The organism is Streptosporangium sp. NPDC000095 (assembly GCF_042899335.1).
In the GTDB taxonomy this organism is placed as follows: Bacteria; Actinomycetota; Actinomycetes; order Streptosporangiales; family Streptosporangiaceae; genus Streptosporangium.
In genome coordinates this window covers 258322-272708 of sequence record NZ_JBIAZS010000007.1, presented here as the reverse complement: position 1 = coordinate 272708, position 14387 = coordinate 258322, and the positions used below count along the sequence as shown (strand labels likewise).

Below are 14387 nucleotides of genomic sequence, written 5' to 3'. Positions count from 1 at the left end.
AAACAGAAGGTCTCGTTAACCGTCGATCCTGGTAACCTCGTGACATGCCCGCGCCCCGACCCACCAGTGCCGAGACCCAGGACGCCCTGGACAGCGATTTGGGCTGGACCCTCGGAGTCGTCTTCCGCGCCTACGTCAGGACGGCGAACGCGCTGGTCAGCCACCTCCCCGGCGGCCCGCGCGGTTACCAGGTGCTCGCCGCGGCGGCCCAGGGACTCCCCGGCGGCCAGGGCGCGCTGGCACAGCGTCTCGGCGTCGACAAGACCGTCATGACCTACCTGCTCGACGACCTGGAGAAGGCCGGGCTGGTCGAGCGCCGCCCCGACCCCGCCGACCGGCGCAACAAGCGCGTCGTCGCCACCGAGCGGGGCAGGGCGGCCTGGGTCGACACGCAGACCCGGCTGGAGCACGCCGAAGACCACGTGCTGGAGCCGCTGGACCCCGCCGACCGCTCGGTGTTCCGGGAGTTGCTGCGCAGGCTCGCCGCCCGGGCCGACAGCCTCGACCCGGAGCACAACACCTGCCGGCTCGTCGAGGAGCTCGCCCCGGAAAGCATTCCCTCGACATCGGCCGCCCCCGCCAAGCCGCGACGCTCCCCCCGCCGCTGACCACCGGCTGTCGCGAGCGCCCGTGAGCACGCTCGCGAGGCCGCCGGAGGATCGGCGGGCATGAAGAACCAGGCGCCGAGAACCCGCCGAACCGGGCGCACCGAAGATCCGGAGAAGCCGTTCCGGCCCGGGGACGCACCCGCCCCCGGCCCGGAACCACCCCGGACGCGACTCAACCGACGGACAGGACCAGCGTGGAGTCGTAGGCGGAAGACGCTCCCGCACCGAATCGCTGGTTGTTGACCACTGCTCCGTAACTGGCGCCACTCGCCCAGCGGAACGTCATCACCGGCTGGTTCCCGCTGAAGTCGATGCTGCCCACCATCTCGGTGAAGCTACCGCTGCCACCGATCCGCGACGAGCCGTTCGCCGCGAAGACCCAGCTGTTTCCCTGCCTCTGGAACCGGCCGCGCAGCGGATAGAGGTCCGTGCGCACATTGGTGGTGTTGAAGACGAACGTGCCGTTTCCCGAGAAGACCCACACCGCGTTCCTGACGCGCGAGAGCGCGCTGTTCGCCCAGGCGGGCTGCCCCTTCACCTGCTGGAACCGGGTGACCCGCGCCGTACGGAAGCGGTAGGGGAAGGCGGCACTCACCACCTGCCCGGCCCCGGTGGGCGCGCTCGCCCCGGCCTGCCCCGACGTGGACGCCTGCGCGGCAGGAGCCGACACCACGGCCCCGGTGAGCAACACCCCCGCGGCGAGCACCCTCGCCGCCCTTCCCCTGCTCCTCCCGGCCCCCCTGCTCCGCGTCCCGTCCTCGTCCACCCTCACCCTCGCCCGGATTCGACTCCTCGACCCCATGAAATCCATGCCGATCTCCCTCCCGGCACCCTCTCCACCCTGTCTCCCACCCGGCGGCAGAAGATGCATTCCTGACTACAGGAGTAGCGTAAAGCTAAAGCTTCCTTTCTTGAAAGACAGAGGGCAATACGATCTGGAGAAGCAACAGGAATCGAGGGAAAAAGCCAGATCAACTCGACCATCTGCCCGGAGCAACGCACTATTTGTCGGCATTGTAGTTAATTTATCTGGCTATATTTTTGTCGCCTTGGGAACCAGACGGGAGCTCCTGCACACATCTCCACGAAAGCGCGATTGACCTCAAGAAGGCTTGAGGTTGAAGACTGACTCCCATGGCCACCCTCATGGACATCGGAGTGATCCTGCCCACCGTCGCCGTGCAGCGAGAGCAGCGGCTCGACCTGGGCACCGCCGCACGGCACGCGGAGCAGGTAGGGCTGGACGGCGTCTGGCACGGCGACCATCTGGCCACCGGAACGGCGTCACTGGACTGCGCCGTGGCACTCGCCGTCGCGGCGGGGGCGACCGCGCGGATCAGGGTCGGGGCGAGCGTGTTCGTCCCGGCGATCCGCCCTCTGGCGTGGGCGGCCAAACAGGTCGCGAGCCTGCAGCACGTCTCCGGCGGACGGCTGGTCCTGGGCGTCGGCTCCGGCGGCGGCCCCGGGCAGTGGGCGGCGGCCGGAGTGCCGTACGGGGAGCGCGGCAGGCGCACCGACACCGCACTGGAGCTGCTCGCGCGGCTACTGGCCGGGGAGACCGTCGCACTGGTGGACGAGCCGGGAGAGGTACGGCTCGAACCGGCCGTGACGCCCCCGCCGATCTGGGTCGGCAACGCGTCGGCGGTGGCCATGCGACGCGCGGCCCGTCACGGGGACGGCTGGTTCCCCTCGATGATCCCCCCGTCGGAGGTGGCCTCGGGCAGGGCCACACTCGCCGAGCTCGCCGCCTCCCACGGACGCCCGGAGCCGGTCGTCGCCATCGGCGCCACCGGCGTCCTCGGCACGGCTCCCGGACTGCCCACCCTCGATGCCATCGCCTCGCGTATCACCGGATACGGCATCCCCATGGAGAAGGCCGTGCGTCTGCCCCTCACCGGCGAACCCGCGCAGGTGGCCGAGCGGCTGGCCGCCTACCGCGAGGCCGGGGCGCGTCACGTGGTCCTGGGGTTCGCGGGAGGCGACTGGCGCGAGCAGTGCGACCTCCTGGCCGAGACCCGCGCCCTCCTGCCCTGACCCGCGCGACACAACCTCCCGCGACAGCGCCCTCACCCGACGGAACACACCCCCGCCCACGCACCAGCGAGGGTTCACCCGAAGGGTGATCCCTCCGACACAAGACCGGCCGGCAACTGCATAAAGAGTCCGAGCAAAAACCCACCGTGACATCCTTGCTCCTCACAGAGCGAAGGAGCACGAGCGATGACCACATTCCACCGATGGGACGATGTCAAGCGCGAGATCTTCGACGAGGAGGACATCGCCGCGATCGATGAGGGCTCGGCGCCCTCTTCGGCCGACGCCGCTGCGGCGACGCGGGCGGCGGTCATCAGCCAGGCTGGCTGTTGTCCTTGAGCGCGCCCCAGCCGTGCCAGTTCACGATCTCGATCCAGGCGCTGACCCGGCCGCGGTCCCGCTGGGGGTACGGCTTCCCCGTGTACTGACGGGACAGCCTGTCGATGTCGCTCAGATCCTTGTCGTCATACATCTCGGCGACGTTCCCGCTGATACTGACGTGGGTGTACCAGCCGTTCTCGTCGAGCACGGTGAGGGAGACGCGGGGATCACTGCGCATGTGGTCGAGCCGCCTGCGGCCCTCGTCCATGTTGACCAGGATCCGGCCGTCGTCCCAGAGATACCAGGTGGCCGTGGACACCGGCCGCCCGTCGGGCCGAAGCGTGGTGATGACAGCGGGGTTCGGCTTCTTCAGCATCGCGACTGCCTCATCGGGAAGCGGCGGCTTTGACATGATCGCTCCTCTTCGTCTACGTGCCCCTGCGATGCAGGTGACGCGTGCGGTTCACGAGATACCCGTCCACCGTGCCACATCCCGGATGGTAACGGTCCGGCGACTCTCCGCAAACGGCGCCGACCCCCGAAGGACCCCCGCGACCACAGGTCTGGACGTCGCCTCCACGCCCCCGCCCCAGGAGATCGGGAAAGGTCGAGGAATCCACCGCGAAAACCGTCACACGAGCGCCCCTGCCTTTTGACGGCGACCCCAAGCTTTGAGGATGAGGTGATCCACAGATTCCGGACAGGCCAGATCGTCGGGATGCGGATATGGGAAGAGGCCATGATTCCGCGGCGGGACAGGAGTCGCCGGAGCTTGCAAAAAAATCGTCGGGCATCGTCCCTGAAAAGGGGCGATGCCCGACGGATTTTCGATTCAACGATCTATCGATGAGGCGACAGATCGTTGTCCACCGATTTTCAGGGAACCACGTAAGGGCTGTAGTAGTACCCTCCGTTGGTGATGTCCTGCATTCGCACCCGGCATGAGCCCTGGTTACCGACCGCGAAGACGAAGCTCTTCACCTGGCCCGCCGAGATAGAGAAGGGGCCGTTGTCGTCTTTTTGGAAACCATTTATGCACATCAGGCGGAATCGCGCAGTGATCTTGGATCCCTCGTTCTTGTGGTAGGCCACGTCGTAACCGCCCGGACTTCCGGTAATACCACGCGCGCACAATTCGTTGTTACTGATCGGAGCGCACTTCACCGGGCCGAGAAAGGCTGCCGTTCCTGCCTGGGCCGCGGATGCGGAAAGGGCGGTCAGCGGCACGGCGGCGCACACTGCCGCGAGCGCGATGGCGCCGATTCGACGAGTGATCACTCGTTGATCCTTCCTAGATGAACCGTTGTTCTGTGGAACCTAGGCAACGATCACTGTTCGGCCGTGCTTTCGACAACCTGTAAGGCTCCAGGGTGCGGCTGAGGCGCCGACAAGATAGGACGAGGTAGCGTGAACGCGCGGTCAAGCGGCCGAGTGATCCCGCAGATCTCCCGGAGACGACTCGCGTCGGGCCGAGAAAACCCGGCCCCGGCAACCCCGGTGCCCCCGAAGGTCAGGTCGTAGCGGCGCGGCGCAGGTCGAAGAGGTCCGACGGGGAGATGGGCATCCTGTCGATCCGGATCCCCTCGGCGTCCTCGATCGCCGAGGCGAGCACCGCCGAGACCGGGATGACCCCCGCCTCGCCCGCGCCCTTGATACCGAGCGGGTTGAGCGGGGACGGCGTCTCCAGGTGCGCGGTCTCGATGAAGGGCACCTCGGTGGCGTACGGCATGAGGAAGTCCATGAACGAGGCGTTCAGCAGCTGGCCGTGACCGTCGTAGACCATCTTCTCGTACAGCGCCCCGCCGACGCCCTGGCCGACGCCGCCGTGGATCTGGCCCTCGACGATCATCGGGTTGATCAGCTTGCCGCAGTCGTGGACGACGGCGTAGCGCAGGATGCGGATCTCGGCGGTGAGCGGGTCGGTCTCGACGATGGCGGCGTGCATGCCGGAGGCGAAGGTCGAGCGGATCGGCGAGTAGTAGTCGCGGCCCTCCAGCCCCGGCTCCTCCCCATCGGCCACCGGCGGCCGGTCGTAGGAGGCGGCGCCCGCGAACTGGGTCGCCCTCGCCGCCTCCTCGTCGAAGGCGTAGCGCAGCGGGTTGGACAGCACCGCCACGGTCGCGAGCGGGATCGAGGCGCCGGGAGTGCCCGCCACCCGCACCTCCCCATCGACGATCTCCAGGTCGCGGGGGTCGGCCTCCAGCGCGTCGGCGGCGATCCGCAGGGCCTTCTCCCGCACCTTCCTGCAGGCCAGCGCGATCGCGTTGCCGCTCATCACCGCGGCACGCGAGGCGAAGGTGCCGACCGCGTAGCCGAACCTGCGGGTGTCGCCGGTGACGACCGAGACCTTTTCCATCGGTACGCCCAGCTCGGACGCGGCGATCTGCGCGAACACCGTCTCGTGGCCCTGGCCTTGGGAGGTGAGGCCGGTGGAGACGTGCACCCGGCCGTCCGAGGTGATCTGGACGTGCCCGCCCTCGTACGGGCCGACGCCGGTGCCCTCGACGTAGCAGCCGACGCCGATCCCGATCGTGCGGCCCTCCTCGGCGGCGCGGGCCTTCAGCTCCGGGAAGTCGTCCCAGCCGATCAGCTCCTTGAGCATCCGCAGCGACTCGGGGTAGTCGCCGCTGTCGTAGATGAGCGGGCGGCCGTCCTGGAAGATCAGGCCCTGGTCGTAGGGGAACTCGTCGGGCTGGATGAAGTTGGCCGCGCGCACCGCCGTACGGTCGGCCCCCAGATACTCGGCGATGTGGTCCATCGTCCGTTCCATGCAGAAGACCCCCTGGGGGCGGCCCGCCCCGCGGTACGGGGTGACCTGCACGGTGTTGGTGTAGATCGAGGAGAACTCGACCCGGTAGGCGCCGATCCGGTAGGGGCCGAGCAGCTGGGTGGAGGTGATGATCGGCACGATGATCCCGTACGGCGTGTAGGCGCCGTGGTCGTGCAGGATCTCGACGTCCAGGCCGAGCACCCGGCCCTCGTCGTCGAAGCCGACCCGGACCGACTGCACCTGGGCCCGCTCGTGCGCGGAGGAGACGAAGTGCTCGCGCCGGTCCTCGGTCCACTTCACCTCGTGGCCGAGCGTGATCGCCGCCCACGGGACGAGGATCTCCTCCGGCCACGGGTGGACGATCTTCACGCCGAACCCGCCGCCCACGTCGGGGGCGATCACCTCGACCTTCGGCAGCGGCAGGCCGAGCTTGGCGGCGATGGCCATCCGGACGCTGGTGGAGGTCTGGGTGCTGGAGTGGACGCGCAGGGAGCGGTCGTCGGCGTCCCAGCGGGCGTGCACGCCGCGTCCCTCCAGCGGCATGGAGGCGCTGCGCTCGATGTCGAGCCGGAAGGAGAGAGTGTGCGGCGCGGCGTCGATCGCCTCGCGCGCGCCGAGCCCGGCGTCCGAGGGCACCTCCTGGACCAGGTGCGCGCCGACGTTGCCCGGTACGCCCTCGTGGACGAGCTGGGCGGACTGCGCGGCCTCCTCCACGCCGACCACCGGCTTGAGGATCTCGTAGTCGACCTGGATGAGCGCGCAGGCGTCCTCGGCGAGGTAGCGGTCGCGGGCGACGACCATCACGACGGGCTCGCCGACGTGCCTGACGATCTCGCGGGCGAGCGGGTACGCGGTGCGGCCGTGGGTGAGCGCCGGGTGCGGGATGAGCAGCGGCAACGGCTGGGCGAGCGCGCCGGGCAGGTCCTCCCAGGTGTAGATCGCCACCAGCCCCTCGACCTCGATGGCGGCCGAGACGTCGATGTCGCGGATCCTGGCGTGGGCGTGCGGGGAGCGGACGAACGCCGCCTCCAGCGCCCCGGCTCCCAGGTCGTCCAGGTACAGGCCCCTGCCGGTGAGCAGCCGGGGGTCCTCGCGCCGGGTGACCGGTTCGCCGAACAGTTTCGTGGTCACGTGTCCTCCGCCATGATCTCGGCCGCGCGGTGGACGGACTTGACGATGTTCTGGTAGCCCGTACACCGGCACAGGTTGCCGGAGACGCCCTCCAGCACCTCCTCGTCGGTCGGCGTCGGGTTGTCACGCAGCAGCGCGGTCACCGTGCACAGGAAGCCGGGGGTGCAGAAGCCGCACTGCAGGCCGTGGCACTCGGCGAAGGCCCGCTGCACCGGCGAGAGCGTGCCGTCGGAGTCGGCGAGTCCTTCGACGGTGGTGATGTCGCGCCCGTCCACGGTGACCGCGAACGTCAGGCAGGAGCGGACGGGCTCGCCGTCCAGCAGCACCGTGCAGCATCCGCAGACGCCGTGCTCGCACCCGACGTGCGTGCCGGTCAGACCGAGGTCGTGCCGCAGGCAGTCCGACAGCAGCCGCCGCGCGGGGACCTCGGCCTGCCGGAGCACCCCGTTGACGGTCAGCGTGATCTCATGCATCCGCGGCCTCCCTGGCGGCGTCACGGAGTGCCTGCTCGGTGAGCACTCCGGCGAGGTGTCGCCGGTAGGCGGCGGTCGCGTGGATGTCGGCCTCGGGGTCGACCCGGTCCCGTACGACGCGGGCCGCCGAGGCCCAGTCGGCCGAGGCGGCCGGGCGGTGGCCGACGGCCTCGGAGACGTCGACGAGCAGCGGCACGGGGCCCAGGCTCACGCACGCCACCGTCGCCGAGGTGATCCTCAGGTCGTCGTCCAGGACGACGAGCGCCGCGATCCCGGCCAGGGCGTAGTCGCCGTGCCTGCGGGCGACCTCGCGGAACGCGGTGCCCGAGCGCGGGGGCGGCGCGGGGAAGAACGCGGAGACGGCCAGCTCTCCGGGGGTGACCGCCGACTCCAGCGGGCCGGTGAAGAAGTCGTCGGCGGGGACGTCCCTGACGGCGCCGGGCCGCGCCAGGCGCACCGAGCCCTGCAGCAGGGCGAGGACGGCGGGCAGTTCGGCGGCGGGGTCGGCGTGGGCCAGGCTGCCGACCACGGTTCCCCGGTTGCGGATCACCGGGTGGGCGACCAGCCGGAGCGCCTTGCCCAGCAGCGGCTGGGCGGCGGTGGCCGGTCCGTCGCGTTCCACCTGGGCGTGCCTGGCGAGGGCTCCGACGCGGACGCCCTCCGGTGTGACGTCGACGAACGCCAGCTCCTGCAGCCGGTTGATGTCGACCAGGTGGGCGGGGGCGGCGAGCCGCATGTTCAGCATCGGGATCAGGCTCTGCCCTCCGGCGAGCACCTTGCCGTGCTCCCCGGCCCCGGCGAGGGCGTCGAGCGCCTCGCCGAGGGAGCGGGGAGCGTGGTATTCGAACGGGGGTGGCTTCACCCGGTGGCCTCTCGTCGCGGCTCCGACACCTGCGGACCGGCACCGCCGCCGCTGCCGCCCCGCCCGGCGATGACCCGGAGCAGGTGGTAGCCGGCCACCACCACGATGGTGCCGAGGGCGATGCCCTCCAGCGTGAAGTCCGAGCTGATCATATGCTTGACCGGGCCGATGGCGAGGATGATCCCCGCCCCGATCGGGACGAGGTTGACGGGGTCGGCGAAGTCGACCCGGTTCTCGATCCAGATCTTCGCGCCGAGCAGGCCGATCATGCCGTACAGGATGACGGTGATGCCACCGAGCACGCCGCCCGGCGTGGCCGCGACCAGCGCGCCGAACTTCGGGCAGAGGCCGAACAGGATCGCGATGACGGCGGCGATGTAGTAGGCGGCCGTCGAGTAGACGCGGGTGGCGGCCATGACGCCGATGTTCTCGGCGTAGGTGGTGGTCGGGGAGCCGCCGAAGGCGCTGGCGACGACGGTGGCGGCGCCGTCGGCGGCGACCGCCCGGCCCATGTACGGGTCGACGTCGGTCTTGGTCATCTCGCCGACGGCCTTGACGTGGCCGACGTTCTCGGCGACCAGCGCGATCACCGCCGGCAGGACGAGCAGCACGGCGGAGAACTTGAAGTCGGGGAAGTGCATGTTCGGCAGGCCGATCCAGTCGGCCGCCGCCACGCCTTCGAAGCTCACCCTGGGGTGCGTGTCGACCGCGCCGGTGCCCGCGTTGAAGGCGGTGATGTTCCCGAAGACCCTGTCGGCCAGCCAGGAGAGCGCGAAGCCGATGATCAGACCGAGCAGGATGGCGATCCTGCCGATGAAGCCCTTGAAGAGCACGATGAGGACGAAGGTGACGGTCATCGTGATCAGGGCGATCCACTGGTCCTGCGGCCAGTAGATGTCGGCGACGACGTACGCCAGGCCGAAGCCGATCAGCATGACGACGGCGCCGGTGACGACCGGTGGGAAGACGCGGTTGATGATCTGTACGCCGAGGAAGTGGATGGCCACGCCCACGAGCGCGAGGACGAGTCCGGCGACGAGGATGGCGCCGGTGACGATCGCGTCGGTGGCGGGTGTGTCACCGCCCATGAGCGCCCGGATCGCGAGCACGCCGCCCACGAACGACGCGCTGGTCCCGAGGTAGCTGGGGACCTTTCCCTTCACGATGAGCAGGAACATGATCGTTCCGACGCCCGAGAACATGATGGCGACGTTGGGGTCGAGTCCCATCACCAGGGGGAAGACGAAGGTCGCGCCGAACATCGCGACGACGTGCTGCGCCCCGAATCCGACCATCCGCGGCCATGACAGCCGCTCGTCGGGTTTGACCACCTCTCCTGGAGCGAGCGTTTTGCCGTCGCCGTGTTTCGTCCAACCTGCAACCATCGAGCCCCACCTTTCACCGGGCCGTCGGTCGGTGAACCACCCCGCGGGCTTCCCTCCGGCGAATCCCCTTACAGCTGTTGCGGGCACGTTAGGACCGAAAGCATGCCCTTACATCGTCATGATCTGCCAAATCTGCGGGGCGTAGCAGTGGACAGCTCGCACACCGCGCACCCGCCGCCCCGGTGAGGGCCGCCCGCGGCGCCCGCCACGGGGCGCGTCGATCTCCCGGCCGCCCGGATCCCGGAGCCGTCACCCTCCCGGCCACGCGGACCGCGGAGCGGTCACTTCCCGACCACGTGGATCTCGAAGCCGTCGCCGCTCACCACCTGGCCGTCACGGATCTTGCAGGTCTTGCGGAGCTCGACCTCGCCGTCCACCAGCACGTTGCCGTCGGCGATGAAGTGTTTGGCCTGACCGCCCGTCTCGGTGACGCCGCAGTATTTGAGCAGGTCGCACAGCGGGATGTATTCGGTTTCCAGCTCGAAGGTCTCGTTCACGCCGAACAGCTTAGATCCCGCCTGCGCGCCCTCCTCGCCGTGCCGGGCGCCGCCGTCGGATGCCCCCGCCGGACGCCGCCGCCGGGTGCCACCGTCAGATGCCGCGCATCCGCAGGACGTGCAGGGCGAGGGTGAGGTTCAGGCGCAGGTGGGCGTCCTCGGTGAAGCCGCCGAGCATGCGCTCCAGCTTGCCGATCCGGTAGCGCAGCGTGTTGTAGTGGAAGTGCAGCCTGCGCGCCGTCTCGGCCACGTTGAGGTTGGTCTCCAGCAGCACCTGCAGCGTACGGCGCAGGTCGGCGTTCTCCGCGTCGTCGTCGGAGGCGAGCGGGCCGAGGGTCTCGCGGACGAAGGCGTGCAGCTCGGCGGTGTCGTTGACCAGCGACAGCAGCCGGTAGACGCCGAGCTGGTCGAAGTTCGCGACCGCGCCGTTGCCGTGGAGCTGGCGGCCCACCCGCGCGGCCTTCAGCGCCTGGCCGTACGCCTCGGGCAGCGCCTCGGCCCCGACGGCGGTGCGGCTCGCGCCGGTGGAGAAGGTGGCGGGCAGGGACTCGGCGAAGGCCGCGGCGGCGTCCTTGGCGAGGCGGCCCGCGTCGACGGACGCGTCCACGATGGTGACGACCTCGTGGGAGAACCCGGCCACCGCGCCGCGTGCGTCGTGGCGGCGCATCGCACCGGTCCAGCACGTGACGAGGCGGTCCTGGGCGGCGCGCTCGTCGCCCTCGGGGTCGAGCTCGGCCACCAGCACGGTGACCGGGCGCTGCAGGTCCCAGCCGAAGGCCCTGGCCCGGGAGGCGACCCGTTCGGAGCCTCCCGCCCTGCCGGTGAGCACGTCGCGCAGGAAGTCGGCGCGATACTTGCTCTCGACGGCGTTGACCGCCTCCTGCCGGGTCACCACCAGCGCGGCGACCGTGGCGGCACGTTCCAGAATGCCGACGTCGCTGTCACCGATCGCCCCGACCGGGCCGCAGGCGACGATCCTGCCGTGGTGGTGGCCGCCCGCCACCACCGGCACCGAGGCGTGGCGCCCGTCGGGGCCCTTCGAGGCCTCGCGCAGCGCGGCCACGTGCTCGACCGGCCCTGCCGCGGCCAGCACGTGCCCCGTCCCGTCCAGCACGGCCACCCCCGCGCCCAGCAACCCGGCGACCTCGGCCGTCACCTCGCGCAGTCCTCCCCCGGCGAGCACGACCTGGACCAGTGCCCGGTGCGCCTCCTCCGCCCTGGCCAGTACGGCGGCCTGGCGGTTGAGGATGTCGGTGAGGACCTGGTTGAGGATGTCGTCGAAACCGACGTCGTCGGGGAGCTGGATGAGCGGGAATCCCAGCCGGTCGGCCTGCTCCACCATCTCCTCGGGCAACTCGTCGAGATAGCGGCCGAGTTTGATGGCGAGCGCGGCCAGGCCGCGCTCGTCGAGGTCCGCCACGAGCCTGCCGAGTGACTGGGGCGTGTTGCGCAGCGGGTAGCCGGTGGTGAGCAGCAGCTCGTGCGGCTTGACCCAGGCCAGGACGTCGGGCACCTCCATCACGTTGAGGCGCTGCACGACACGGTCCAGCCCCCGCTCCCCCGCGATCAGCCGGGCTCCCGCCAGTGTCGAGACGCCGAGGACCTCGCCGACGGCGACGCCGTGAATGATCGTTCCGGTGCTCGCCGGGCGTACGGGGGGTTCCATGAGGTGATTGTGACTGATGGACCCGTCTGTCAGGAAGAGCCAACCTTTGAGCGGAGTGTTGGCAGCTTTCTCCGTACGGCCTGCGTTCACGCCCGTTCTACCGTCTGCTCAATGGATGGGGGAGTCCGTGAGCGAGCGAACCGCTGGAGAGAGCACCTTCACACCTACGGGGCCTGCCGAGGAGCGCTCATGACCGTTGGAACACGCCAGAGGACGCCGAGGGCGCCGAAGACGCAGCGCGTACACGCGTGGACGCACGGGACCGGTGCGGCCAGCACCGCCCTGCGCCAGGTGCTGGAGGCGCCCCGCCGCCCGGCGCGGGTGCTGGCGGCCTTCCCGGCAGGCGTCTACCTTGAGGTACGCACGGAGATGGAACCGCAGGTCATCGCGGTGGTGACCGGGGAGGCCACCCGCCTGCCCAACGCGATGGTGGTCACCGACCCGATGCCTCGCGTCGCGGTGGGCGACGAGGCGTCCGTCGGAGACGGCTCGATCGACGTCGGACGGCTCAGCCTGCGGGCCCACCGCTGGTGGAACCCGGCCCCGGCGCTCGGTGCCGTGGAGACGGCGCGGCTGGCCCGCTCGCTGCCCGCGATGGCGGAGTTGTGCGAGCGGTCGCCGAGGCGTCCCGGGCTGGAGGGCAACGGCGCTGCCGGCCTGCTGGCCCAGGGGTGCGCCGAGGGTTCGTTGCTGAAAAGCGTGACGGCCGCCGAGCAGTTGGTCGGCCTGGGTCCCGGGCTCACGCCGAGCGGCGACGACGTGCTCGCGGGGTTGCTGGTCGCGCTGCGTCACCTGGGCGGGGCGGTGGGCGCGAGACGTGCCGTGTGGCTGGCCGACTGGCTCGCCGCCGCGGTCACCTTCGACGTGCGTGGCAGGACCACCCCCATCTCGGCGGCGCTGCTGCACTGCGCCGCCCGGGGCGAGGCGAGCGGTGAGGTACTGGCCGTGCTGCGGGGTCTGGCGGGCCGGCACTCCCTGGAGCCGGCGCTGCACCGCCTTCTGCAACTGGGCCACACCTCCGGGGCCGATCTGGCGTGGGGGCTGCGGATCGGGCTCGCGGCGGTGATCGATTTGGAAGGCGGGGGCAATGGCGAGTACTGACGTGGTCCGGACGCGTACGGGGGTCTACCACGACTCCGTGAGCCTGATGCGGGTCAGCCGCACGGCGAGCGCGCTGCCCGGTGTGGAGGTCGCGGTGGTGGCGATGGCCACCGAACTCAACCTGCAGATCGCCTCCGAGCTGGGTTTCGACCTCCCCCAGGCCGGGCCCGCCGACCTGCTGATCGCGCTGCGCGGCGAGAGTGACGCCCTGGAGGCCGCGTCCGCGGAACTGGACGGGTTGCTGGCCGCGCTGTCGGCCCCGTCCCTGTCCGCGGGCGGGGTCGGAGGCGGCGCCGCCGAACTCCCTCCGCGCACCGTCCGCGCCGCGGCCCGCGAGCACGCGGCCGACCTCGCCCTCGTCTCGGTGCCCGGCCCGCACGCGTTCGCCGAGGCGCTGGACGCGGTCGAGGCCGGACTGTCGGTAATGATCTTCAGTGACAACGTGCCGGTCGAGCAGGAGGTTCTGCTCAAGAGGCGCGCCGCCGAGCGCGGCGTGCTGGTCATGGGGCCAGACTGCGGCACCGCTGTGATCGGCGGGGCGGGCCTCGGCTTCGCGAACGTCCTGAGGCCCGGTCCTGTCGGGCTGGTGGCGGCCTCGGGAACGGGCGCGCAGCAGGTGACCTGCCTGCTCGACCTCGCGGGAGTGGGGGTGTCCCACGTGCTCGGCGTGGGCGGTCGCGACCTGTCCGCGGACGTGGGCGGGCTGTCCACCCTGCGCGCTCTGGAGGCCCTCGACGCCGACCCCGCCACCGAGTTGATCGTCCTGATCTCCAAGCCTCCGGCCCCTCAGGTCGCGCGGGCCGTCGAGGAGGCCGTCGCGAGGCTCGGCACACCGGTCGTGACCGCGCTGCTCGGTCCCGGACAGGCCGACCTCACCTCGGTGACCGAGGCCGCCCTGCGTGCCCTCGGCGCCCCGATCCCCACCTGGCCCTCCTGGCCCGCCCCCGGGACAGCCGATGCGTCTCCCGCGTCTCCCTCCGGGGCAGGTGGCCCCGGCGCGGAAAGGAACGTGCGGGGAATCTACTCGGGCGGGACGCTGTGTGTGGAGGCGAGGCTCATCGCCGGGACCGGCGAGTTCACCGACTTCGGCGACGACGCCTACACGGTCGGCAGGGCCCATCCGATGATCGACCCGACGCTCCGCCTGGAGGCCCTGGCCGAGGTGCCGCCCGGCGACGTCGTCCTGCTCGACGTGGTTCTCGGCCACGGCTCCGACCCCGATCCGTCCGCCAGGCTCGCGCCCGCGATCGCCGAGGCCGTCGCCGGAGGCGTCACCGCGGTGGTGGCGCTGGTCGGCTCGGAAGGCGACCCGCAGGGGCTGGTCGCGCAGGCCGGGGCACTGAACGCGGCGGGGGCCGCGGTGTTCACGTCCAACGCCGAGGCGGCCGGGTACGCCGCGCGGGTGGCCGCCGGGATCACCGCGAACACTCGTTGATCGTTCGCACTGTTCACGCCGTTCGTGCCTCCTCCTCGGAAGCGGAGGTTTCCGGGCTCGTTTCCGGCTCGGGTCTTCAGACCCGTTCCGGGCTCGGGTCTCAG

General features: G+C 70.7%; 14 protein-coding genes. 5 read left to right on the top strand and 9 right to left on the bottom strand.

Annotated features, from left to right (window positions below):
- The first annotated feature begins 44 nt into the window (after positions 1-44).
- On the top strand, positions 45-608 hold the full coding sequence (locus ACFY3V_RS18410) for a MarR family winged helix-turn-helix transcriptional regulator (RefSeq protein ID WP_362900139.1): 564 nt from the start codon (positions 45-47) through the stop codon (positions 606-608).
- A 172-nt stretch (positions 609-780) separates the two neighbouring features.
- Here the strand turns inward: ACFY3V_RS18410 and ACFY3V_RS18405 are convergent, their stop codons facing one another.
- Positions 781-1419 (bottom strand): hypothetical protein, encoded by a 639-nt coding sequence (locus ACFY3V_RS18405; protein WP_389774605.1) that lies wholly within the window; start codon positions 1417-1419, stop codon positions 781-783.
- A 323-nt stretch (positions 1420-1742) separates the two neighbouring features.
- Here ACFY3V_RS18405 and ACFY3V_RS18400 point away from each other — a divergent pair, with 323 nt between their 5' ends.
- Together ACFY3V_RS18400 and ACFY3V_RS18395 are read left to right on the top strand one after the other, a co-directional pair.
- A complete protein-coding gene (locus ACFY3V_RS18400; RefSeq protein ID WP_389774602.1) occupies positions 1743-2642 on the top strand; it encodes an LLM class flavin-dependent oxidoreductase in 900 nt (299 codons plus the stop codon).
- 186 nt (positions 2643-2828) lie between these two features.
- Positions 2829-2981, top strand: a complete 153-nt coding sequence (locus ACFY3V_RS18395) for a hypothetical protein (RefSeq protein ID WP_362900145.1) — start codon at positions 2829-2831, stop codon at positions 2979-2981.
- On the opposite strand, the gene ACFY3V_RS18390 is transcribed toward ACFY3V_RS18395, so the two are convergent.
- From ACFY3V_RS18390 to ACFY3V_RS18355, 8 genes are all read right to left on the bottom strand, one after another.
- A complete protein-coding gene (locus ACFY3V_RS18390; RefSeq protein ID WP_362900147.1) occupies positions 2956-3375 on the bottom strand; it encodes a PPOX class F420-dependent oxidoreductase in 420 nt (139 codons plus the stop codon). The genes ACFY3V_RS18395 and ACFY3V_RS18390 overlap by 26 nt on opposite strands.
- Positions 3376-3839: 464 nt before the next feature.
- Positions 3840-4241, bottom strand: a complete 402-nt coding sequence (locus tag ACFY3V_RS18385) for a hypothetical protein (protein ID WP_389774598.1) — start codon at positions 4239-4241, stop codon at positions 3840-3842.
- Positions 4242-4473: 232 nt separating this feature from the next.
- Positions 4474-6864, bottom strand: a complete 2391-nt coding sequence (gene cutA / locus ACFY3V_RS18380) for an aerobic carbon-monoxide dehydrogenase large subunit (RefSeq protein WP_389774595.1) — start codon at positions 6862-6864, stop codon at positions 4474-4476.
- Complete coding sequence (locus ACFY3V_RS18375) at positions 6861-7337, bottom strand: (2Fe-2S)-binding protein (RefSeq protein ID WP_362900153.1); 477 nt, start codon at positions 7335-7337, stop codon at positions 6861-6863. Before ACFY3V_RS18375 ends, cutA begins: the two co-directional genes overlap by 4 nt.
- Positions 7330-8199: an FAD binding domain-containing protein gene (locus ACFY3V_RS18370; RefSeq protein ID WP_362900155.1), complete on the bottom strand. Its 870-nt coding sequence runs from the start codon at positions 8197-8199 to the stop codon at positions 7330-7332. Before ACFY3V_RS18370 ends, ACFY3V_RS18375 begins: the two co-directional genes overlap by 8 nt.
- Positions 8196-9584 carry a solute carrier family 23 protein gene (locus ACFY3V_RS18365; protein ID WP_362900157.1) on the bottom strand — a complete coding sequence of 463 codons (1389 nt, stop codon included), beginning with the start codon at positions 9582-9584 and terminating at the stop codon, positions 8196-8198. The genes ACFY3V_RS18370 and ACFY3V_RS18365 overlap by 4 nt, the downstream gene beginning before the upstream one ends.
- 281 nt (positions 9585-9865) lie before the next feature.
- Positions 9866-10081, bottom strand: coding sequence for an RNA-binding S4 domain-containing protein (locus ACFY3V_RS18360; RefSeq protein WP_350946739.1), 216 nt, complete (start codon positions 10079-10081; stop codon positions 9866-9868).
- A 94-nt stretch (positions 10082-10175) separates the two neighbouring features.
- Positions 10176-11747 carry a PucR family transcriptional regulator ligand-binding domain-containing protein gene (locus ACFY3V_RS18355; RefSeq protein WP_362900160.1) on the bottom strand — a complete coding sequence of 524 codons (1572 nt, stop codon included), beginning with the start codon at positions 11745-11747 and terminating at the stop codon, positions 10176-10178.
- 189 nt (positions 11748-11936) lie between these two features.
- Here ACFY3V_RS18355 and ACFY3V_RS18350 point away from each other — a divergent pair, with 189 nt between their 5' ends.
- On the top strand, positions 11937-12848 hold the full coding sequence (locus tag ACFY3V_RS18350; RefSeq protein ID WP_350946737.1) for a DUF2877 domain-containing protein: 912 nt from the start codon (positions 11937-11939) through the stop codon (positions 12846-12848).
- Positions 12835-14283: an FdrA family protein gene (locus ACFY3V_RS18345; protein ID WP_389774588.1), complete on the top strand. Its 1449-nt coding sequence runs from the start codon at positions 12835-12837 to the stop codon at positions 14281-14283. The genes ACFY3V_RS18350 and ACFY3V_RS18345 overlap by 14 nt, the downstream gene beginning before the upstream one ends.
- Positions 14284-14387: the final 104 nt, after the last annotated feature.